The sequence below is a fragment of the Erysipelothrix sp. strain 2 (EsS2-6-Brazil) genome, assembly GCF_016617625.1.
GTDB classification, from domain to species: Bacteria; Bacillota_I; Bacilli_A; order Erysipelotrichales; family Erysipelotrichaceae; genus Erysipelothrix; species Erysipelothrix piscisicarius.
On sequence record NZ_SBAR01000018.1, the window covers coordinates 1 to 21,890 of the forward strand.

Here is a 21,890-nt window from a genome sequence, read left to right on the forward strand (position 1 = left end):
GGTCTTTCATTTTTTTATCTAATTGTTTATACTTCATATTGGAGCTCCTTTTAGTCGGGTGGGCTCCTTTTATTATACAAAAACAACCGCACCTTGGGTGGTGCGGTTGAGATTTGAATTTAGGAAAAAGCTTGGATTTATAGTCCAAGCCTTTTTTATTATTTTTTAAGTGATTCTAAGATACCGTCGATCTTAGCACCATACTCAGATGATTCATCAAGTTTAAAAATTAACTCAGGAGTTCGGCGAATACTTAATGCCTTACTCACTTCTGAACGAAGCATACCTTTTGCTTTATTTAAAGCATCCATACCTGGTTTTTTCTTAGCATCTTCTAAAAAACTAACATAAATTGTCGCAAACGAGAAATCGTTAGTAACATCGACTTCTGTTATGCTGACAAACTTTAAACTTGGATCGTTCAAGCGATTTTGAATCACTGGAGCAAGTTCACGCTTAATGATAGATTCAATACGTTCTTTTTTAACTGTCATATAAAATTACCTCTGTTCTACTTTTGTTCAACTTCAATTTCACCAAATGACTCGATAACGTCACCATCTTTAATATCATTAAAGTTTTCAATTGTAATACCACATTCAAATCCTTGCGATACTTCTTTTGCATCATTTTGGAATCGTTTTAATGAAGCCATTTTCCCTTCATAGATAACAACACCATCACGCATTAGACGTACACCGGATTCTTTAAGCATTTTACCATCTGTAACCATACATCCAGCAATTGTACCAACTTTAGAAACTTTATAAATCTCACGTACTTCAGCTTGTCCAAAGATTTTCTCTTCAAACACAGGTGCTAACATACCCTTCATCGCTGCTTCCATAGCTTCAATTGCTTTATAGATAATATTGTAAAGACGAATTTCAATTCCTTCTTCTTCAGCTTTCTTTCGAATTGCTGCAGTAGGTCGGATATTAAATCCAATAATAATAGCATTTGATGCAGATGCTAACATGATATCATTCTCTGTAATACCACCTACAGTAGCACGAATAACATTTACACGAACATCATGTCCATCACCAACTTCAATACGTTCCAGCGCTGCTTTAACCGCTTCTGCTGAACCTTGAACATCCGTTTTAAGAATAACATTAATATCTTGAATTTCACCATCAGCAATTTGTTGTGATAAATCATCAAGACTTAATGCACTTGTTTGATTACGATCTGCTAGAATTCGAGCTTGATTACGTTTATCCGCAACGGCACGTGAACTCTTTTCATCATCAAACGCTCTGAATGAGTCCCCTGCAATTGGAACATCGCTTAGACCAATAATTTCCACAGGCATTGAAGGTAATGCTTCTTGTAACTCGCGACCACGGTTATCAACCATTTTACGAATTCGACCAAATGTAGTTCCTACTACAACTGGATCCCCTTGACGTAATGTTCCTTTTTGAACAAGAAGGGTTGCGACGGGACCACGACTTTTATCAAGTTTAGCCTCAATAACAGTACCAAACGCCAAGCGATTTGGATTTGCTGTCAATTCCTCTAGCTCAGAAGCTACAAGAACTGTTTCGAGCAATTCTTCAATTCCTTCGCCAGATTTTGCCGAGATTTTAACGAATACAGTGTCTCCACCCCATTCTTCTGGCATAACTCCAAGATCACTAAATTCTGAATATACACGATCAATATTAATATTCGGTTTATCGATTTTATTAATTGCGACGATAAGTGGAACGTTCGCTGCACGAGCGTGATCAACTGCCTCGCGTGTTTGTGGCATCACACCATCATCCGCAGCAACGACAACAATAACAATATCGGTTACACTCGCACCACGAGCACGCATTGCTGTAAAAGCCTCATGACCAGGAGTATCTAAAAAGGTAATTTTTTTGCCTTTATGAGTAATTTGGTAAGCCCCAATATGTTGGGTAATACCACCGAACTCATCCGCAACGACATCCGTATTACGAATTGTATCCAATGTTGTTGTCTTACCGTGGTCAACATGTCCCATAATTGTAACAATTGGAGGACGTTGTTCTAAAGTTGATGGATCATCTTTTTCTTCATCATCCAATGTTAATTCATCAACAGGCTCAACACGTGTTGCTTCAATTTCATATTCCATACAGATTAACTGTACCGTATCATCATCTAAAGACGTATTGATCGTAACCATCGTTCCCATCATAAATAAAAGTTTAATTACTTCAGCAGGGCTTTTATTAATTTTCTCAGATAATTCCTTAACCGTAATACCATCAGTATACTCAATCTCCGAAATTACGACGTTATCTTTCGGTTTAAAGTTGTCCTGAGCGGGACGCTTATTATTACGATTCTGTTTGTTTTTATTATTTCTTTGTCTTTTTTTATTACTCACTTACTACGTCACCTCTTTCTACTAAGTAAGATTTAAATACTTTACTAAATCCTCGATCACTTACTCCAACAGCAACACGATTTGTCATGCCAATTGACCACGACAATTCTTCACGTGTAATTCCTCCAATAACGGGAATTCCCGCTGTATTACACTTATCTTGGATTTGTTTTCGTGTTCGATCGGATGCATTATCCGCTAAAACGACTGCATACACTTTGTTTTTTGTGATTGCTGGAAGCAATTCATCTCCGTAAACTAACTTTCGTCCACGTTGACATAAACCAAGCGTATTTAACATTTTTTGTTTATCGAACATAGTTCTTAAGCTCCTCATAAATTTCAGCCGGAACTTTAGTTTTCAGTGCACGTTCGAGAGCACGAGACTTCTGAGCTTTCTCAATGGTCTCTTCCGTCACATATAAATATGCTCCACGCCCGTTTTTTCGCCCACTTGGGTCGATTTCAATTGTATCCTCGGGTGTTAATACAACGCGAAGCAAATCCGCTTTTGGATGTTGTTCTCCCGTTACAATACATTTGCGCAATGGTACTTTCTTCATGACACACCTCCTAAGATTATTCGGCGTCGTAGTACTCATCAAATTCATCGAAGTCAATTTCTTCTTCTAACCATGAATTCGATTCGGCAGCCTGTTGTTTCTCAATTTGTTTGAGTTCTTCAGGTGAATACTCAGGAAGAATTTCATATTCTTTTTCTTTAAGAAGTTCGCTTGTGTTTACTGGCTTCTCTTCTTCACGTTCTGGTTTACGTCTACGACGGCGTAAATCACTTTCTTCTTTACGTGATGCATCAGCAAGTTGTTCGAATTTTGACACATAGTCTGTTCGTGGTTTGAAAACATCTTTACGGTCAATTTTAATCGTTTCTTCAACTTCTTCCGGTTGAGTTTCTTCTTCAGTCACATCTTCGACAACGTCTTGTTCCACTTCTTGAATTACTTCATCGGTAGATTCTTCAACTTCGACTGTTTCTACTACTTCATCGCGGTCTTCGATTTCTTCAACAATTTCGTCTCGAACTTGTTTTGAACGAATTTCTGCTTCATATGCTGCCATTAAGGAAACATAATCAATACCTTCTGCTTGCGCTTCAGATACAGACTTAATATCAATGCGTTGTTTTGTCAGACGAACTGCTAAACGCGCATTTTTACCGCGTTTACCAATCGCTAAGGATAGCTGGTTGTCATCAACGATAACCACAAGGCCCTTATTATCCGCATTTGGGTAAACTGCAATTACTTCTGCAGGAGCAAGTGCATTGTTGATGAGCTCAACCATATTATCACTCCACTCAAAGATGTCAATTTTTTCACCTTTAAGTTCTTCAATAATGGCTTGAACACGACTTCCACGTGGTCCAATACATGCTCCAATTGGATCAATATCAGAATCATGGGAATATACGGCGATTTTAGTACGTTCACCTGCTTCACGTGCAATTGCTTTAATCTCAACTTGTCCTTCAAAAATTTCAGGAACTTCATTTTCAAATAAACGACGCACAAGCATTGCATCAGCACGCGATACCAAGATTTGAGCACCTTTAGTATCACGGTTTACATCCGTAATAACAACTTTAAGTGTTTGTCCTTCACGGTATGTTTCACCTTCAATTTGTGCTGCACGTGGCATGACTGCCAATGACTTACCGAGGTTTAGAACCACAAATTTTTCTTCAACACTTTCAACCATGGCCATAATCATCTCACCCAGTTGATCAATGTATTCATCATAAACAGCTTGCTTTTCAGCTTCACGAATTTTTTGTTTGATCACATTTTTCGCAAGCGTCGCTGCGGCACGTCCTAACTCCACAATTGGTTCTTCGATCATGTAGTACTCCCCTACTTGAAGGCCTTCTGCACCTTCAGGAAGTTCTGTAATTCCAACTTCTAATTCGTCATCCATTACTTCTTCAACCACAAGGAATTTATGGAATAATTTCATTTCTTGAGTTCTTTCATCAATGATTACATCGACAAGTGCATCCGGAACACCGATTTGTTTGCGATATGCTTTAATCAATGAGTCTTGCAATGCATCAATAATAATCTCTTTTGAAATATTGCGATTATCTTCAATCTCTTGCATCGCTAATATAACATTCTTAACGTTCATTTCACTATCTCCTTAAACTTTAACCGCTAATCTTAGCATTTTAATATTTAAACGTTCAATTGCAATTTTCTTTAATGCTGTTTTTTGTCTATAAGATACAACAACCTCGTTTTCGTCTACGGATATTACTGTTCCTTCTACATAGTCAGCACCTTGTATTGGATTTTTAAATTTAATTAATACATATTGATCAACAACATTTTCATAATCTTCTTCAAGAATGACACGTTCTGCACCAGCAGAACCTACATCCAGACCAATCTCAAAATCCAATGCTTCACCAAATGCTTCACCAGCCTTCGCACAGATTTCTAAGTCCACAGGTGTGAAGTCTTTACGTGCAATACTCAATTCAAGCAAATCGTTGCCAATGAGTTCTGCATCAATAATATCAAGTCCCAGCGCCTCTGCAGTTGGTTTAATTTTCTCTAAATACTTTTCCATATTCGCTCCTTAGACAATATATAAGGAGTGGCTTAACCACTCCTCTGTTTCAAAGTATATGCATATTATACACTTAAACCGTGGTAAAAGCAAATTTATGCATCCAGTTTCAGCAGTTAAAAATAGATTAATTTTTAGCATCTAATCTTTTAAAACAAACTCATCTGATTACTATCTTGTAGATGTGTCGTGACACCCAACTCGTCTAATTTCTTGACTGAAGTTGAGCTGATTCCGCCACGAGTCATTAAATCTTTTTTCGAAATAAACGGTTGCTCTTCTCGCGCCTTCACAAGCTGACGGGCAACATTATCACCTAACCCATCAACAACATTGAATGGCGGTAAAATCGCTTTATCGTCGCGCGGATCCAAACTAAACTCAGTTGCCTTCGACAATTCTAAATCAATTGGACTTACCTTATATCCCCTACTTTGAAGTTCAAGCGTTACTTCAAGTGTATCAATCAAGTTTTTTTCTTTTATCGAAACGTCTTTCTTTGTATCGAAACTCTTCAGGCGCATATTAATTGAGTTTAAACGACTGGCAACGATTTCTTGTGAAGCACACATCGTTTCGATCTCATAAGCGTTTACTCGCAATGTAAAATACACCGCGTAATATGCACGCGCATAGTAAACTTTAAACCAAGCAACCCGTATCGCCATCATAACATATGCAACCGCATGGGCTTTCGGGAACATGTACTTGATTTTTAAACACGAATCGATATACCACTCAGGTACATTATTTTTTTTCATCGAAGCAATCCAATCGTCCGTGAGTCCGCGTCCTTTACGAACACTTTCCATAATGGTGAATGCTTCTTTTGCTTCAAGGCCATAATGCATCAAGTCAACCATAATATCGTCACGACAACCAATTACCTTATCAAACGCTAGTCCTTGTTTTATTAATTCTTCTGCATTATTTCGCCAAACATCTGTTCCGTGTGATAATCCTGAAATTCGAACTAAGTCTGAGAATTTATTAGGACGTGTCGCTTCAAGCATGCCACGAACAAATGGAGTACCAAACTCAGGCAATCCCAGTCCCCCTGTTACTTCATGATATTTACGCTCATCAACTTCCAATGCTTCTGTAGACCCAAAAAGGGATAACGTTTTTTTATCGTTCATCGGCACATCATGAATGTCAACACCCGTAAGGCGCTCTAACATCTTCATCGCCGTAGGATCGACATGGCCTAAAATATCAAGTTTTAACACGTTGTCATCAATATCATGGAATTCGAAATGCGTCGTATACCACGACGAATCAGGATTATTCGCAGGATATTGAATGGGTGTAAAGTCATGAACATCCATGTAATCTGGAACAACAATAATTCCACCTGGATGCTGTCCAGTCGTTCGTTTAACCCCTTCGGCACCAACCGCAAGATATGTATTCCATGCATTATTACTGTTGGTAATATTCATACTTTCATGGTAACCAAGAACATAACCAAAAGCAGTTTTTTGAGCCACTGTTGAAATTGTTCCAGCACGATAAACATATTCTTCACCGAATATTTCTTTCGTATAAGCATGTGCAAATTCCTGATAATCACCCGAGAAGTTTAAATCAATATCAGGTACTTTATCACCTTCAAAACCTAAAAAGGTCTCAAAAGGAATATCTTGTCCCTCACAATGCAGTGCTTTACCACAATTCGGACAATCTTTCGGGTCCAAGTCAAATCCTGAAGAGTATTCACCACCAAGGAAGAACTCATTATAATGACAATTGTCACATACATAATGAGGTGCCAAGGGATTAACTTCGGTTATTTCTGCCATGGTCGCAACAAGTGAAGAACCAACTGAGCCTCGAGATCCGACAAGATATCCATCATCCAATGATTTCTTTACAAGAAGATGTGAGATATAGTAAATAACTCCATATCCATTACCGAAAATTGATTTTAGCTCACGATCAATGCGCGCCTCAACAATTTCAGGAAGCGGATTTCCGTAAAGGTTATGGGCATTGCGATACACAATTTCCTTAAGGAGCTCATCACTGTTCTCTAAATGCGGGGTAAACAATTCTTTTTTCTTTGGTGCGATATCTTCAATTTGATCCAATAATTTCACGGGATTTTTCACGACGTACTCATATGCTTTATCTGGACCTAAAAAGGCGAAAGCATCCAACATCTCGGTTGTACTTCTAAAATGTTGATCGGGTGCTTCAAAAGCCATACGACGTTGCTCATTAAAGATATAGAGCGGATGACGTGAACCTCCAATCCCTTGTGAGTGAATATAGACATCACGAATGACTTTTTCACTTGGATGATTGTAATGAACATTCCCAACTGCTAAGATCGGTTTATTTAGTTTATTCGCTGTCGTAATAATACGATTAATAATATCAACTAAACGGTCCTCACTTTCAATGGCTTGACTCTCCAACAAAGGCGCATATAAATCTAAAGGCATAATCTCTACATAATCATAAAACGAAATACAACGCTCCAGCGCTTCTTGACTTTTATTCATCGCAATCTCAAAGAGTTCTGAATTAGTACATCCTGCCCCAATTAATAAATTCTCGCGAAAACGCGTTAATTCACTCCTTAGAATTCTCGGTTCTGCCATAACTGCATCACCTTTCGATGTTTTACCGAAGAACGCAAGGTATTTGGTATGAGATAACGTTATTAATTGATATAAATCCTTAATACTTGATTGTGTTTTGGCTATTACTGTACAATGACTTTTACGTAATTTCTTAAAACTTGATTCATTATTTAAGGATTGTAATTCATCAATCGTTTGCATTGAACTTAATTGCTCTAAGCGCAACATTTCTAAAAATACAAGAGACAATACTTCCGCATCATAATCTGCCCGGTGAGCAACCCCTTCGTCATAACCAATTCGCATAAATCGCGCAATACTACCTAATCGGTATGAACGACGATTATCAAAAAGAGCACGCGATAAATCTAGAGTATCAATAACTGCATTTTGAATTGGTGCTCTTCCCATTCGGCGAAGAGTTTCTTGAATAAAATCAATATCAAATTGGGCGTTATGAGCAACCAGAACATGGTCCCCTAAAAACTCTAAAATTTCATCCATTGCTTCTTCGATTGTAGGTGCATTCATTAAGTCAGCATCCGTAATATTGGTTAATTCTTGAATAAATGGTCGAACCGGAACTGGTGCTTTGATAAACGTTTGCATCTTCTTAACAACACGTCCATTCTCAATTAAAACACCACCAAATTCAATAATGTGGTCATAATAATTTGAAAGTCCCGTAGTTTCCAAGTCAAAAGAAACATATGATCCTGTTTGGAGTGGTTCACCATGTGCATTTGAAACAATTTTAAGTTCACCATCAACCATATTCATTTCAACGCCGTAACCTAGTTTAAATGCGTGATCTGGATATTTTGAACGTAATTTCTTGAGATTACCATACGCTTTAGGAAAACCTTGAACACCCGTATGATCCGTTATGATCATTCCGGGATGGCCCCATTCAAAAGCTTGAGCCATATATTCTGAAGCATCGTTAATACCGTCCATTTCAGAATATTTCGTGTGTAAATGGAACTCGACACGTTTTTCATCAGCAGTATCAAAACGGCGGAAAATATTGTCAATTTCTTCATAGCGATCCATTTTAAAAATGTAATCACGTTCATATTTCGCATCGAACACGTAGGTCCCAAAGACTCGAATACAAATTCCTTTTGAAATGATTTCGTCTTCAGTATCTGCAAAATCAACAACACAAATTGCTGACTCCCCATCACTTAAATAATACTTCGCGATAAATTTCCCTGTACGCGTTTCGCGAACCTCAACATCAAACACCTTCCCAGCAACCGAAACATCACGGGCTTCATCCGTAAGCAAACTCATCTTAATTGGATTATAATTCCCTTTACCATTTCGTCGTTTTGGTACTCTTGATACCACTTTACGGTCTATGACCTCAACTTTATCAACCTTAGGCATTTCTGAAATTTCATCTGCAAGATTTTCAACTGAGATTTCTGCACAAACATCAAGATGGATGCCAAATGATTTCAAAGCATCACACAACATGGCGCATTCACGCGATGTTGCCTCTTGATGACGAGAATCAATACAGAGTAACTTAAGTTCTTGATTCATAAGTTGCAATGACGCTTCTTTGACTGCCGATAAATTATTTACCCTAACAATCATGTCAGTGTACTGACTGATGTTTAAAAAGTCCAAGTCACATTGCTCAGATTCAACCTTAATTTCAACATCCGTTTTGGTATATAATTTTAATTTCTTTTCTACCTCTCGATAGACTGAAAAAGGTAATGCTTTCATTACCTTCAAGTTTAGAATCAATTTCTTTTGTTCTGGATTATACTTACATGAGATAATGTCCGCATCCTCAAAATGAAACGAATAATTTTTATTAATTCCAAGTTTGTCAAAAATTTCGGTCACGATATCATCTCCTTTATTATTTTACTAATTTTTCAAAAGCATCCTTTGCAGCCATCTGTTCTGCTTTCTTTTTTGATAAGCCTTTTCCTTGGCCAAAAATAAGTTCATCCAACTTTACAACGACTTCAAATTCAGGGGCATTGGAAGGACCCACAACATTAATAACCTCATAACTCACCGACTTACGTGAATCGGATTGGATATATTCCTGTAACTTTGTTTTGTAATCCGTAATGCTCAACGATTCAAGTTCATTAAACGCATCATTCATTACAGAATCAAGCACTCGATTGACGCTATCAATACCACTGTCTAAATAGAGGGCACCAATAAAACTTTCAAACAAGTCAGCGATAATGGATACACGAACCCTACCACCATTTTTCTCCTCACCCATTCCCAACATCAAATAGTCATTGAGTTTAAGTTTTAAACTGTACTGCGCAAGCGCATCCTCACAAACTAATTTTGCGCGATAAAGCGTCATATCACCTTCATTAAAATGATCTTGATGCTTAAAAAGACGCTCTGATACACAAATTTGTAAAACTGCATCGCCCATAAACTCAAGACGCTCATTATCTTCCAATAATTCTTCTGCTTCATTTACATATGAAGAATGAATAAACGCATTATTAATTAAATCTTTATTAAAGTATGGAATCTTCATAGAATCCAATAAATCCCATTTTGTCATGTTATCACCTTATAATATTATACACCATTATGTCGTTTTAAAATACTGTCGGCGGGCGACATCCGCAATTATTTCTGCATAATCCTTATTATTTAAATCGTGAGCAATAGTAAGTGCATCAATCTTAGCTTGTTTTAAAATATTTTCATCCTTAATGATATCACCCAGTATGAAGTTTGGAAGCCCAGATTGACGTTGGCCTAGCACATCACCAAATCCTCTAAGTCTCATATCAATCACCGAGAGTTCAAATCCATCATGTGAAGAAACCAACGCATTCATACGTTGAGCCGTTTCATCACTTTCATTACCACTCAGTAGATAACATACGCCTTGGATTTTTCCACGGCCAACACGACCCCGAAGCTGATGGAGGGTCGCCAATCCAAATTGCTCAGCATTATAGATAATCATCATATTGGCATTATGAACATCCAATCCAACTTCGATAACACTTGTACTAATGAGAATGTCAATCTCGCCCGAAACAAATGCCTGCATTTTCGCATTCTTTAAGTCACTCGGCATTTTTCCATGGACAATATCAACGTTATAATTAGCAAACACAGGTTTTAAATTACCCGATAATGTGTGAACGTTTTTAACACCCGCTCGTTCCCCTTCATCAATCGCAGCACAAACGATATAGATTTGCTCGTGATTGTTTAATCGTTTTTGAATTGGTTCCATGATACTGCGAAGGGAATTTTCACGAATCCAATGAGTTTCGATTTGCTTTCGATGACTTGGATAAGTCGAAATCGTTGATACGTCTAAATCAAAAAATAGACTTGCGGCTAAAGTTCGTGGAATCGGCGTAGCAGAAAGCATTAAGGTATCAATGTGATTTCCTTTCGCAATGAGTGCGCGCCGTTGTTCAACACCAAATCGGTGTTGCTCATCAATAATCACGAATCCCAAATTATCAAAAATAACATCTTTTTGGAAAAGAGCATGGGTACCAAAAACAACAAGAACCTTTCCTGTAGCAATTGCTTGAAGCACTTGATCCCGCTGATCAACCCCTTGCGACAATACAACACAGTCTACATGTGGAAAAAGTTTTTGAAATGCTCTCACATGCTGCATTAAGAGTAATTCCGTCGGTACCATGATTGCTACTTGATAACCAGCTAAATAACACGCAAATGCAGAAAGAAATGCAACAATTGTCTTACCACTACCAACATCACCTTGAAGCAAACGATTCATTTTTTTAGTCTCTTTTAAATCATCAAGAATATCATTTAATGACTGAACTTGGTCGACCGTTAACTTAAAAGGAAGCTCGTTGACCATTGCCGCAATTCGATCTTCATCAAATACCTTTGAAATACCATATTCGCGATCACTGTTATTTAAGCTAATGGATAAATGATATGCCAAAAACTCTTCATATTTAAGAGTTCTTAAACCATGGTGAAGTTCAACTTCGCTTTGGGGCATATGAATGGCCTTCACTGCATCAAAACGGTCCATCAACTTATAACGCGTCTGAAATTCAAAAGGGATGATATTGGGTAACGATACGTTTTCAATAATCTTCCCAATCAAACGTTCAATTTCATATTGCTTAATTCCAGATTTTTGACTGTAGATTGGCTTAATCCCGATAATATCACAAATATCTTTATTACTTACCGTTTTAGCTGTAATTTTGCCATCATTCCCAACAACACCCACGACAACGATTCCTTGTTCATAGTGACGCGTGTTTAGATAACGTCGATTAAAGATCGCGACGGGTACAATTTCATCCTGATAGACAACTTTAAAATTTGTTACAGATTGATTCTTACGAAATGTAAAATTTTTAAAACCACCCAATAATCGTCCCGAAAAAACAACGGTATCCCCTGAACGCCAGGCATCGAATGGTTTCGCTTCAAGACGCTCATATCGATAAGGAAAAACCATTAAAAAACTTTCGGGCGAATCCGCACCGTAAGTTTCAATGATTTTTAACTGCTTGTCCGTGATTTTCATATAAAAATAAAAGGGCTAAGCCCTTTTACTCTACTCCAATGATGTATGAATAAACAGGTTGTTCACCACGATGTGATTCTACTTCTACGTCATAGGTAGATTCAATAAAATCAACAACCATATCCGCTTCTTCATTAGATACATCTTCACCCGTGATTAAGGTAACAAGTTCACTCTCATCATCGATTAACTTCGCACAAAGTGCTTTTGTTGTTTCTAAACGATTTGGGTTGGTTACAACAATGTCTTTTTCAAGAATACCCATGAAATCATTTTGTTTAATTTCAATGGATTCAAACATTGTATCTTTAATTGCGTATGTAACTTGACCTGTCTTTGTATTTGCGACAGCTTCAAGCATTTCACTTAAGTTATCCTCAACGTCGACATCTGGATTAAACATAACACACGCTGATAAACCTTGAGGTATTGTCTTGGTTTCAATAACGTGAATATCTTTATCTTCACAAATATCTTGAGCTTGTTTCGCAGCCATAATGATATTTGAGTTATTCGGTAAAATAAAAATGTGATCTGCATCAATGTTATTAATTAATGCAACAAAGTCTTCAGTTGAAGGATTCATCGTTTGACCCCCGCTAATAATATATTCAGCACGGAGTTCTTTAAACATATCAACAACACCTGATCCTGCAGCAACCGCGACAATCGCATATTTACTATGTTGTTTTTGATTTTTAGTTGCATTTGATTCTGCATCCAAAATCGTATTATGTTGTTCTGACATATTTTCAATCTTGAGTTTAACAAATTCACCATAACGTTGCGCTAAGTTTAAAGCATTACCTGGCTTCAATGTATGAACATGAACTTTGACCAAATCTTCATCTGTAACAACAACCAAAGAATTACCAAGCGCTTCTAATTGCGCTCTAAATTTATCTTCATTATAACGGTTGATTGACGCTTCATCGAGACGTACGATAAATTCAGTACAGTAACCAAACTCATCATGCTCGAAATCAGATGCAGCAGCATGATTGGACTCATCACCCTCTTCAAGTTCAATAGGATTGCCTTTTAATTCAGCTAAGAACCCTTCAAGAACGGTAACATAACCTTTACCACCACTATCGACAACACCAACTTCTTTTAAAACAGGTAAAAGTTCTGGTGTTCCATCTAAAGAAATATTAGCTTCGGATACTAAACACTCAAAAAATTCAATAACTGAAATTTCCGGGTTTTTAAGAACGAATTCATATGTTGCTTGTGAACTTTCACGTAAAACAGTTAGAATTGTTCCTTCAACAGGACGCATAACTGCTTTATATGCAACTTCTTTCCCTTTTTGGAACGCTTCTGCGAGATCCATTACACTTGCTTCTTGCAAATGTTCTACGGATTGAGCAAAACCTCGGAAGATTTGAGAAAGGATAACACCTGAGTTTCCACGTGCGCCCATTAATAAACCACGAGATAATGTTTTGGATAATTGACCCAAATGAGATGTAACAGCTTTTTTAGAATCTGTTAGACCACTTGTAAACGTAAGATTCATATTAGTTCCAGTATCGCCATCTGGAACTGGGAAAACGTTAAGAGCATTGATTTCATGATGCTTATTTGTTAGATTGTTGGCACCACTTTGAAGCATCTTCAAAAAGATATCGCCATTAATCGTATTCATTATTGAACAACCTTAATACCTTGAACATAAACATTAATCGTATTAAAGTTTTGTTGAAGTGTTTTTTCTAACATGTATTTCGCTTTCTTTTGAACTTCGAGTACTACTTCTGAAATCTTAACGTTATAACTCACAATAATATATAAATCTAAATCAAATCCATTATCCCCTTTACGCACAATAACACCTTTGGAATAATTTTCACCTTTTAACAATTCTGCAAGGCCATCTTTAAAGACTTGCTGAGAGGCCATACCAACAACACCATAACATTCTGTCACGACACCGCCAGCTAGCATTGCGATTGCTTCGTTTGAAACATTGATTTTTCCAAATTCATTGGTTTTTTCAATCGCCATCATTTCTCCTCCTCTTTCATATTTTTATATTTTTATGATCCACATGCCTTTACAACAGCAGACTGTGTTTCTTCAGTTGGACCGTACTCGATAAACTCGATACAACGAGCATTCGGATCAGCCCCACTTATAATAGTAGCATATTTATTCAGTTGTGGTAAAGTTTCTACATTTGTAAAAACAAAATAGTCATTATTCATTACAATCCTCATATAGTCTGGTTCAACTTTAGTTGGTTCAAAATGAATTTCGGAAACTGAAGCCATCGAGCCATCATCAATGGTGGCTAAAGCTGCTAATAAAGATTCAGTCATCGATTCTTCCGTAAAACCAACAAGTAACGGCAAGCGTTCAACTGTCGCAGGATCTATCGATTCGAATTCTTTATAATATCCATCTTCAAAATAAATACGTATCGTTGGTTCTAATGTGTATCCTACAGCTTTTTTTTCAATTACGTTTAAATTCACGATACCTTGACGATAATATACATTAGCATCAACATTGTCAATCCCCTTAACTTTTTTTCCTTTTTGATTTATAAAAGGTCTAAACGTTAAATATATCCGTTGATTTTCATGAATGTTAAGCGCATCTTTGATTTCGTCATCACTGAGGATCACATTCCCATTTACTCTTACGTTGTGAATTCGTGAAGCATCACTTTTATCAAAATAGTAAATCCCTAAAAGAGCTCCAATTACAACTAAAATTTGGATCGATTTGATAAGTCTTCGTTTGCGTTTATTACGGCGAATTGTCTTCTTTTTAAGGTCTATCGAGGCCTTAATTTTATCAATTGGTTCCCGTTCATCGTTTAATTCAGGATTATTGCGACGTGTCATTTTCCCCCACCACCTTTTCAACTAAATCAGCAATATTTGAAACCGCATCAGGCGTTGCACGTTTATGCGCATTGCGTCCTAATTCAATCAATCGTTGTTTATTACGAATCAGTTCAAAAACATGCTTATTTAAGATATTATCATGGATATCTTCCTCTAATAGCATATCACATGCACCTTTATCAAATAACGATTTAGCATTGTAGAATTGATGATTATTAGCCACATAAGGGCTGGGAATAAGTAGTGAAGGAAGCCCAAATGATTCAATTTCAGCGACCGTTGATGCACCAGATCTGCATACAATTAAATCTATGACTGGTAGCAATGCTTTTTGATCAACAAACCCTTCCAGTCGGATATTTTGATGAACCTCACCGACTGTTCTCTTGAACTCCTCAATATGGAGAGGTCCCGTCACGATGATGACTTGTGTCGATGCGTCATCGTATTGTTTTACAAAATCCACGAATTTCTTGTTCATAGCAGTCGAACCTTGAGACCCCATAACCATGAGAACTGTATTTAAATTTAAATCTAAATTAAGCCGTTTGACCTCATCAGAGCTATCGATATCTTCATGAATAAGCGAAGCACGCGGATTGCCAAGATAATATACATGATCTCTACCCGAAAATGCTTCCTCATAACATGTAACAATCGCTTTCGCAGAATCAGCAATCATCTTATTTGCTTTTCCAGGATAAGCATTTTGCTCATGTAAAACAATGGGAATGTTAAGGGATTTTGCCGCAAAAGTAACCGGTCCACATACATAACCTCCAAAAGCAAATACAACATCTGGTTGAATTGTTTTAAGATGTTTTTTTGCTGAACGATATGCACCAAACTGAGAAAATACAGCTTTAATTTTATCCAAAACAGAGCCTTGTAGTCCTTGGTTATGAATCGCAAAAAACGGATATCCCGCTTCTGGAACAATCCATGATTCCATTTTATGGTCATTTCCAATGAAAACAACTTCACTATTTCGATTTTTCTTAATGAAATCAGCATAAGTAATTGCGGGGTAAATATGACCGCCACTACCACCTGTAACTATACAAACTTTCATACTTTACCTCTATTCAAATAGCCTTTGATTAACATCAATTTTAAGATGTTCATATGCTTTTGTCGTAACAACACGACCTCGGGGAGTGCGATTTATAAAACCCAGTTGTAATAAGTAGGGTTCATATACATCTTCAAGCGTCATTGTTTCTTCGGATATTGAAGCGGCTATAGCCTCAATTCCAACCGGTCCACCATCAAATCGTTCAATAATCCCACGCAGATACCGTAAATCGACATCATCAAGCCCTAAATTATCAACTTTCAACTTATCGAGCGCAAGTTTTGTGATTGAAATATCAACAACATTATCGTTTAAGACTTGAGCAAAATCACGAACACGACGAAATAAACGATTGGCAATTCGAGGTGTTCCACGCGAACGTTTTGCAATTTCACTGACACCTTCATGGTCAATAACCGTATTTAAAACTCGACTGGTTCGGGCAACAATGGTTTCAAGTTCTTCTTGACTGTAATATTCGAGCTTAGAAATAATGCCGAAACGATCACGTAATGGAGAGGACAGATCCCCTGCTCGCGTCGTCGCTCCAATAAGTGTAAAGGGTGGTAAATCAATTTGAATGCTTCTTGTTGATGAATCCTTACCAACAACAAGATCCAAAGTAAAATCTTCCATCGCTGGATATAAAACCTCCTCGACAGCTTTTGGCATTCGATGAATCTCATCGATAAATAGCACATCTCCTGGTTCCAAACTTGATAAAATAGCAGCAAGGTCACCACTTCGTTCAATACTGGGTCCACTTGTAACCTTGATGCCGGTCTGCATCTCATTTGCAATAACATGCGCTATGGTAGTCTTACCCAATCCCGGAGGACCGTAAAACAAGAGATGATCAAGTGCTTCATTCCGTGACTTCGCAGCCTCGATAAAAATCTTTAAGTTTTCTTTCAATCCCTCTTGACCAACATAAGCAGAAAGTGTTTGGGGACGTAAACTTTCTTCGTAATCTTGACCGGATAAAACTGCTTCACCCGACATAAGACGTTCATCCATCTACAATCCCCTCTTTCTTGAATGTAAGAGTTTTAAGCCTTCTTTTATCATCTCGTCAACGGAATCAAGATTTAGAAGCGACAACTCCTGCTTTATATTGTTTAACTCTGCTTTTTTAAATCCAAGATCAGCCAGTGCATCCAACGCTTCATCAACAAGTGGCATTGCCACATGTTTTGTTGACGGTGTATCGGATGCGACAAATTTCCCTTTAAGATCTAACATCATTTGAGAAGCCATCTTAGGACCCACACCTGGCAGTTTCTTAAGGAAAGCCATATCTTCTTGGTCAATCGCGCGAATGATATCCTCACCACTAAAACGGCTTAAAATTGTAATCCCCGTTTTAGGTCCGACGCCTTTAACCGTAATTAATTGGCGAAAAATATCCAACTCACGTTTATCGACAAATCCATATAAAATGATTGCATCTTCTCTCACATGCTGGTAAGTGTGAAATATTATGCTCTCATTTAATGTAACCATTTCTGGATTCCCACAAAAAACTTGATAACCAATACCATGGTTATCGACCACAACATAATCGATTCCTCGATCCACTGCAACACCTGAAATAAATGCAATCATATTATCACCTATTATTATTCTACCATACCTTCTTCAAAAACAAATTGAATATCTGCAACAATTACAATATCTCCATCTTTTACGCCAGCATCACGAAGTGCTTGATCAACACCTAAACGCTTCATAGCAAGGCCAAATTGGATGGCAGATTCTTCTGTATCAAATTCATATTGACGGAGCTGACGATCAATAATATCACCCGTAACACGCCATTTTGTTTGATTGATTTGTTCAATATCAAAATTACGTTTTGGAGCTTCATATTTATAGACAACGGACTCACTTTGTTCTTCAATGCGCTCTTCAACATGTTCGTCAAGAATATCTGCAAGGCGGTAAAGAAGTGAATCAATCCCTTCCCCAACCATCGTTACAAGTTCAAAAATTTCTAAATCGGGATATGCTGCTTTAAACTTCTCTAAATTTGAAGGCGCAACATCTAAATCCATCTTATTGGCGACCACAACCATCGGTTTTTTCAATAACGATTCATTGTATTTTTCCAATTCATTATTAATAACTTTATAGTCTTCAATCGGATCACGGCCATCTTCTGCACCCATATCGACAACATGGACTAAAACACGGCATCGTTCAATGTGCTTCAAGAATACATGACCAAGACCTTTTCCAAGATGGGCATCTTCGATAAGACCTGGTAAATCGGCTACCGCAAATGAACGTCCATCTGGACTGCTTGAAATCCCAAGATTTGGCGCAATTGTTGTGAAATGATAATCAGCAACTTCTGGTTTGGCTCTTGAAATCACAGAAAGTAATGTTGATTTCCCAACTGAAGGATAACCAATTATTCCTACATCAGCCAGCAGTTTCAACTCAATTGTGATATCAAGTTCTTGACCTAATTCACCTTTTTCTGAAAAAGTCGGTGCAGGGTTATTTGCTGTTGCAAATCGAGCATTACCTCTACCACCGCGTCCGCCATGCGCTACAACCTCACGTTGACCTACTTCTGTCAAGTCAGCAATAACAATACCTTTTTCGTTATCAATAACCATAGTGCCTACAGGAACTCTTAAAACTACATCTTCTGCGCCTGCTCCGTGCATTTTTTTATTCTTACCCGGTGTACCATGTGAAGCCTTGATAACACGATTATATCTTAAATCAAGCAATGTTGATTTATTCGAATCGGCAACAAAAACAATATCGCCGCCTTTTCCACCATCACCGCCATAAGGTCCACCAAGTGGAACAAATGCTTCGCGACGGAATGATGTCATTCCATCGCCACCGTTTCCGGCTACTACTTTTATATTAACGCGATCTACAAACATTAAATCACCCTTTCCATTTCAATTAAAAACCCCCTATTTAAGGGGGCTTCAGATTAAGCTACTGGATAAACTGAAACACATTTGCGAGTTTTGCTAATGCGTTCGAATTTAACAACACCATCCACTTTAGCGAATAAAGTGTCGTCGCCACCACGGCCTACGTTAACACCTGGATGAATCTTTGTACCACGTTGGCGGTATAAGATTGAACCTGCTGTACAGAATTCACCATCTGCGCGTTTTGAGCCTAAACGTTTTGAATGTGAGTCACGACCGTTTTTTGTCGAACCAACACCTTTTTTAGAAGCAAATAATTGGATATCTAATACGAATTTCATGAAGTAACCTCCTTTTCATTTATTTCGATATATTTAGATTGAGTTTGTTCCATTGTTTTAAGTTGCAACAAGACAAACTCAAATAGTTTTTGATTTAGTTCATTACTATGTTTAATTTCGATTTCAATTAGTGGTTCTTGAGTCATGACCAATTCTACTGAATCATCCAATGAATCAAAACCATTGAGAGCACCAACCATTATGGAACTAACTCCCGCACACACAAGATCAAATCCGTGTTCACCTGAACCAGCATGACCTGTTACGGTCATTTTTTTATAGATGCCTTCACTAATTAAAACAGATACATGTATCATCGAACTATCCTGCGTTAATGTCAGTTACAACTAACTTAGTATACGGTTGACGATGACCTTGTTTTTTACGTGTTGAACCTTTTTTAGCTTTATACTTGAAGATAGTAATTTTCTTACCTTTTCCATGTTTTTCAACTTTAGCAGTTACAGTAGCACCTTTAACGTATGGAGTACCAACTTTAAGTGTGCGGTTTTTAACAGCAACAACTGTTTCAAAAACAACTTCTTCACCTTCTTGAACATCCAATTTTTCTACAAAAATTGTTTGATCCTTCTCAACTAAAACTTGTTTTCCACCTGTTTCAATAATTGCGTACATAGTACACCTCCTTCAATTTTTTGCCATAAGACTCGCCAAGTAAGGTGGACGAATCACTTAAACCTTACAGTGTGCGGTTGTACGTCCAGAGACATGCAACTACGCCTTTAAATGCCTTAACATTATATAACAGTCCCAATATAATGTCTAGTCTATATCGAAATTATTTAATATATTGACTATTCTCTATTTTCAGCTCAAACACAGCTTTGTTTAAAGAGAAATTTTAACATAAGCCCAATAAAATCAAAAGGCTATTTATACAATCATTAAGCGATTTTTTGCGTTTAAAATCTAGTTAAGAAGCTCTTTTTTTGAATTACAAATCATTTTCGATTTTTATTCCTTAAATTCTTCTTAAGTTTCCGATAATATCATTAATTTCCACTGTTTATATGTTAAAATCTTAACGAAAGGTGGATTTGGGATGAAAGCATTTTTATTTTGTGGGTGCGTCTATGAAAGCTAAACGAAGCATTAAGGTACGCAAACTCAATATGAAGGCAGTGGCGTCAATTATCGCCGCCCTACTCGTTGTTGTAACAATCATCGTGACTTTGATATTTAATCCTTTCTCAAAGTATCCGAGATACATGACCCGTGTTTCAAACGAGTATAAAAAAATTGGTCATCATGAAGTCATCAAAGAAGCAACCGATGATAACGTCATGGTTTTACATTATCCAACACTCGATAATGAAAAAGTAAACACTTGGATTGAAGCGATTACCGCTCAAAGCAAAGAGCGTTCGAAAGGATTATCAAATAAAGATGGAAAGAAATCTGAAATATTCCAAGATTACTCAATTTATCAAGTCCATGATAAATATGTAACTGTAGATATTAAAACATTATTAAATAACGAAATTACAGATCAAATCTCTAGAACCTACGATATTGAAACTGGAGAATTTGTCAAAGCAACTGACTTATTTAATGATCTTGGTCGAAAGAAACTCATCAGCGATGTAAGAGCAACACTTACCAAACCCAAAGAAATGGATCGACTTAGCTATCTCAAGGCAACATCACTTGACGAAAATGCGTCGATTTCATTATCGGATTCAAGTGTAGTCTTTACAATCGACGGATTTAAAGATCCCGTTTCATTTGATCTATCTAAAATTACAGATTACTTCTCCCATTCGATCGGTTCGTATGAAAAAACAGATGGCGAAATTCCACCTGTCTACCTCGATCGTGGTATTAATCCAAAAGATAAATTGGTTGCATTTACTTTTGATGATGGTCCACATCATCGTAATTCGAAGTTAATTATGGATGAAATGGATAAATATGAAGGTCAAGCAACATTCTTTATGCTTGGCGAGCGGGTTAACCAAAATCCGTCAGTTGTAAAAGAGATTGTTCGTCGAGGACATCAAATTGCAAATCACTCTTATACACACCCGGATTTTAATTCAATGGATATTAAGGATGTAAATAAGGAGATCAAAGATACCGACGATGCACTGTATAAAGCTTCAGGATTAAAAGGTCCATTTATGGTACGTCCACCTTATGGAAATGCAAATGCAGCGGTTCGCGAGGGAGCACCCGTAACATTTGTAAACTGGTCTGTAGACAGTGAAGATTGGGTATCTCGAGATTCTCAACAGATTTGTAATACCATCGATAAATATAAACATGATGGTGCAATTATTTTACTCCATGATATTTATGAATCCAGTTACGAAGGCTTTAAATGTGCAGCAAAAAAACTGCATGATCAAGGCTATAAATTTGTAACGGTCAAAGAATTACTTGAATCTCGCAATGACAGCGTTAAAACAAATGCTATTTATTTTAATGCTGATCCAATTCAATAAATTGAAGCCAAAAAAAGTTAGGGTTAAACCTAACTTTTTCTTTTATCAAATCTCAACCGCACCACTTTTACTTTTATTAAAGTCTATCTCATAGGCCGTTTTGAAGTCAAATATTTTTCGCGGCATTGAGTTAATTTTGAAGCAAATATCATCAAGATAT

Annotated in this window: 20 protein-coding genes, 1 pseudogene and 1 other annotated feature; of the genes and pseudogenes, 1 reads left to right on the forward strand and 20 read right to left on the reverse strand. The window is 37.2% G+C overall.

Annotation, left to right across the window (positions count from 1 at the left end; genetic code table 11):
* Positions 1-158 precede the first annotated feature (158 nt).
* The 19 genes from rbfA to rplU form a co-directional block, all read right to left on the reverse strand.
* Positions 159-494, reverse strand: a complete 336-nt coding sequence (gene rbfA, locus EPJ89_RS08090; protein WP_125164478.1) for a 30S ribosome-binding factor RbfA — start codon at positions 492-494, stop codon at positions 159-161.
* Positions 495-511: 17 nt separating this feature from the next.
* Positions 512-2,368, reverse strand: a complete 1,857-nt coding sequence (infB, locus tag EPJ89_RS08095; protein ID WP_200542429.1) for a translation initiation factor IF-2 — start codon at positions 2,366-2,368, stop codon at positions 512-514.
* Positions 2,361-2,687 (reverse strand): L7Ae/L30e/S12e/Gadd45 family ribosomal protein, encoded by a 327-nt coding sequence (locus EPJ89_RS08100; RefSeq protein WP_125164476.1) that lies wholly within the window; start codon positions 2,685-2,687, stop codon positions 2,361-2,363. Before EPJ89_RS08100 ends, infB begins: the two co-directional genes overlap by 8 nt.
* On the reverse strand, positions 2,677-2,931 hold the full coding sequence (rnpM, locus tag EPJ89_RS08105) for an RNase P modulator RnpM (RefSeq protein ID WP_161636424.1): 255 nt from the start codon (positions 2,929-2,931) through the stop codon (positions 2,677-2,679). Before rnpM ends, EPJ89_RS08100 begins: the two co-directional genes overlap by 11 nt.
* Positions 2,932-2,947: 16 nt before the next feature.
* Positions 2,948-4,513, reverse strand: a complete 1,566-nt coding sequence (gene nusA / locus EPJ89_RS08110; RefSeq protein WP_161636423.1) for a transcription termination factor NusA — start codon at positions 4,511-4,513, stop codon at positions 2,948-2,950.
* 12 nt (positions 4,514-4,525) lie between these two features.
* Positions 4,526-4,957, reverse strand: coding sequence for a ribosome maturation factor RimP (gene rimP / locus EPJ89_RS08115; RefSeq protein WP_125164473.1), 432 nt, complete (start codon positions 4,955-4,957; stop codon positions 4,526-4,528).
* Positions 4,958-5,106: 149 nt separating this feature from the next.
* Positions 5,107-9,408: a PolC-type DNA polymerase III gene (locus EPJ89_RS08120; protein WP_200542431.1), complete on the reverse strand. Its 4,302-nt coding sequence runs from the start codon at positions 9,406-9,408 to the stop codon at positions 5,107-5,109.
* A gap of 16 nt (positions 9,409-9,424) precedes the next feature.
* The gene (gene rnc / locus EPJ89_RS08125; RefSeq protein ID WP_003773729.1) at positions 9,425-10,105 is read right to left on the reverse strand and encodes a ribonuclease III; all 681 of its coding nucleotides are present in this window, start codon (positions 10,103-10,105) and stop codon (positions 9,425-9,427) included.
* Between the two features lie 27 nt (positions 10,106-10,132).
* The gene (locus EPJ89_RS08130) at positions 10,133-12,091 is read right to left on the reverse strand and encodes an ATP-dependent DNA helicase RecG (protein ID WP_200549471.1); all 1,959 of its coding nucleotides are present in this window, start codon (positions 12,089-12,091) and stop codon (positions 10,133-10,135) included.
* Between the two features lie 25 nt (positions 12,092-12,116).
* Complete coding sequence (locus tag EPJ89_RS08135) at positions 12,117-13,742, reverse strand: DAK2 domain-containing protein (protein ID WP_200542433.1); 1,626 nt, start codon at positions 13,740-13,742, stop codon at positions 12,117-12,119.
* Positions 13,742-14,101, reverse strand: a complete 360-nt coding sequence (locus EPJ89_RS08140) for an Asp23/Gls24 family envelope stress response protein (RefSeq protein ID WP_016357183.1) — start codon at positions 14,099-14,101, stop codon at positions 13,742-13,744. Before EPJ89_RS08140 ends, EPJ89_RS08135 begins: the two co-directional genes overlap by 1 nt.
* A 32-nt stretch (positions 14,102-14,133) precedes the next feature.
* A complete protein-coding gene (locus EPJ89_RS08145; RefSeq protein ID WP_200549473.1) occupies positions 14,134-14,946 on the reverse strand; it encodes a cell division protein FtsQ/DivIB in 813 nt (270 codons plus the stop codon).
* Positions 14,930-16,021 carry an undecaprenyldiphospho-muramoylpentapeptide beta-N-acetylglucosaminyltransferase gene (murG, locus tag EPJ89_RS08150; RefSeq protein ID WP_200549474.1) on the reverse strand — a complete coding sequence of 364 codons (1,092 nt, stop codon included), beginning with the start codon at positions 16,019-16,021 and terminating at the stop codon, positions 14,930-14,932. The genes EPJ89_RS08145 and murG overlap by 17 nt, the downstream gene beginning before the upstream one ends.
* A 9-nt stretch (positions 16,022-16,030) precedes the next feature.
* The gene (gene ruvB / locus EPJ89_RS08155) at positions 16,031-17,041 is read right to left on the reverse strand and encodes a Holliday junction branch migration DNA helicase RuvB (protein ID WP_200549475.1); all 1,011 of its coding nucleotides are present in this window, start codon (positions 17,039-17,041) and stop codon (positions 16,031-16,033) included.
* Positions 17,042-17,629, reverse strand: a complete 588-nt coding sequence (gene ruvA / locus EPJ89_RS08160; RefSeq protein WP_200549476.1) for a Holliday junction branch migration protein RuvA — start codon at positions 17,627-17,629, stop codon at positions 17,042-17,044.
* 14 nt (positions 17,630-17,643) lie between these two features.
* Positions 17,644-18,927, reverse strand: coding sequence for a GTPase ObgE (gene obgE, locus EPJ89_RS08165; protein ID WP_161636415.1), 1,284 nt, complete (start codon positions 18,925-18,927; stop codon positions 17,644-17,646).
* 53 nt (positions 18,928-18,980) lie between these two features.
* Entirely contained in the window at positions 18,981-19,265 is a 285-nt protein-coding gene (gene rpmA, locus EPJ89_RS08170; protein ID WP_003773744.1) for a 50S ribosomal protein L27, read from the reverse strand.
* A complete protein-coding gene (locus tag EPJ89_RS08175; RefSeq protein WP_125164465.1) occupies positions 19,262-19,582 on the reverse strand; it encodes a ribosomal-processing cysteine protease Prp in 321 nt (106 codons plus the stop codon). The genes rpmA and EPJ89_RS08175 overlap by 4 nt, the downstream gene beginning before the upstream one ends.
* Positions 19,583-19,586: 4 nt before the next feature.
* Entirely contained in the window at positions 19,587-19,901 is a 315-nt protein-coding gene (gene rplU, locus EPJ89_RS08180; protein ID WP_125164464.1) for a 50S ribosomal protein L21, read from the reverse strand.
* 18 nt (positions 19,902-19,919) lie between these two features.
* Positions 19,920-19,990 (reverse strand) — a sequence feature (ribosomal protein L21 leader region).
* A 369-nt stretch (positions 19,991-20,359) separates the two neighbouring features.
* Between rplU and EPJ89_RS08185 the strand changes: the two genes are divergently transcribed.
* On the forward strand, positions 20,360-21,730 hold the full coding sequence (locus tag EPJ89_RS08185; RefSeq protein WP_161636414.1) for a polysaccharide deacetylase family protein: 1,371 nt from the start codon (positions 20,360-20,362) through the stop codon (positions 21,728-21,730).
* A 45-nt stretch (positions 21,731-21,775) separates the two neighbouring features.
* Here the strand turns inward: EPJ89_RS08185 and EPJ89_RS08190 are convergent.
* Positions 21,776-21,890 (reverse strand): annotated as a pseudogene (locus EPJ89_RS08190) (IS30 family transposase); the annotation flags it as partial.

Excerpts from the sequence above, each read along its gene's own strand:
- rbfA (WP_125164478.1), bottom strand. The coding sequence starts at position 494 with ATGACAGTTAAAAAAGAACGTATTGAATCTATCATTAAGCGTGAACTT.
- EPJ89_RS08100 (WP_125164476.1), bottom strand. The coding sequence starts at position 2,687 with ATGTTCGATAAACAAAAAATGTTAAATACGCTTGGTTTATGTCAACGT.
- rnpM (WP_161636424.1), bottom strand. The coding sequence starts at position 2,931 with ATGAAGAAAGTACCATTGCGCAAATGTATTGTAACGGGAGAACAACAT.
- nusA (WP_161636423.1), bottom strand. The coding sequence starts at position 4,513 with ATGAACGTTAAGAATGTTATATTAGCGATGCAAGAGATTGAAGATAAT.
- rimP (WP_125164473.1), bottom strand. The coding sequence starts at position 4,957 with ATGGAAAAGTATTTAGAGAAAATTAAACCAACTGCAGAGGCGCTGGGA.
- rnc (WP_003773729.1), bottom strand. The coding sequence starts at position 10,105 with ATGACAAAATGGGATTTATTGGATTCTATGAAGATTCCATACTTTAAT.
- EPJ89_RS08130 (WP_200549471.1), bottom strand. The coding sequence starts at position 12,091 with ATGAAAATCACGGACAAGCAGTTAAAAATCATTGAAACTTACGGTGCG.
- EPJ89_RS08135 (WP_200542433.1), bottom strand. The coding sequence starts at position 13,742 with ATGAATACGATTAATGGCGATATCTTTTTGAAGATGCTTCAAAGTGGT.
- EPJ89_RS08140 (WP_016357183.1), bottom strand. The coding sequence starts at position 14,101 with ATGGCGATTGAAAAAACCAATGAATTTGGAAAAATCAATGTTTCAAAC.
- EPJ89_RS08145 (WP_200549473.1), bottom strand. The coding sequence starts at position 14,946 with ATGACACGTCGCAATAATCCTGAATTAAACGATGAACGGGAACCAATT.
- murG (WP_200549474.1), bottom strand. The coding sequence starts at position 16,021 with ATGAAAGTTTGTATAGTTACAGGTGGTAGTGGCGGTCATATTTACCCC.
- ruvB (WP_200549475.1), bottom strand. The coding sequence starts at position 17,041 with ATGGATGAACGTCTTATGTCGGGTGAAGCAGTTTTATCCGGTCAAGAT.
- ruvA (WP_200549476.1), bottom strand. The coding sequence starts at position 17,629 with ATGATTGCATTTATTTCAGGTGTTGCAGTGGATCGAGGAATCGATTAT.
- obgE (WP_161636415.1), bottom strand. The coding sequence starts at position 18,927 with ATGTTTGTAGATCGCGTTAATATAAAAGTAGTAGCCGGAAACGGTGGC.
- rpmA (WP_003773744.1), bottom strand. The coding sequence starts at position 19,265 with ATGAAATTCGTATTAGATATCCAATTATTTGCTTCTAAAAAAGGTGTT.
- EPJ89_RS08175 (WP_125164465.1), bottom strand. The coding sequence starts at position 19,582 with ATGATACATGTATCTGTTTTAATTAGTGAAGGCATCTATAAAAAAATG.
- rplU (WP_125164464.1), bottom strand. The coding sequence starts at position 19,901 with ATGTACGCAATTATTGAAACAGGTGGAAAACAAGTTTTAGTTGAGAAG.
- EPJ89_RS08185 (WP_161636414.1), top strand. The coding sequence starts at position 20,360 with ATGAAAGCTAAACGAAGCATTAAGGTACGCAAACTCAATATGAAGGCA.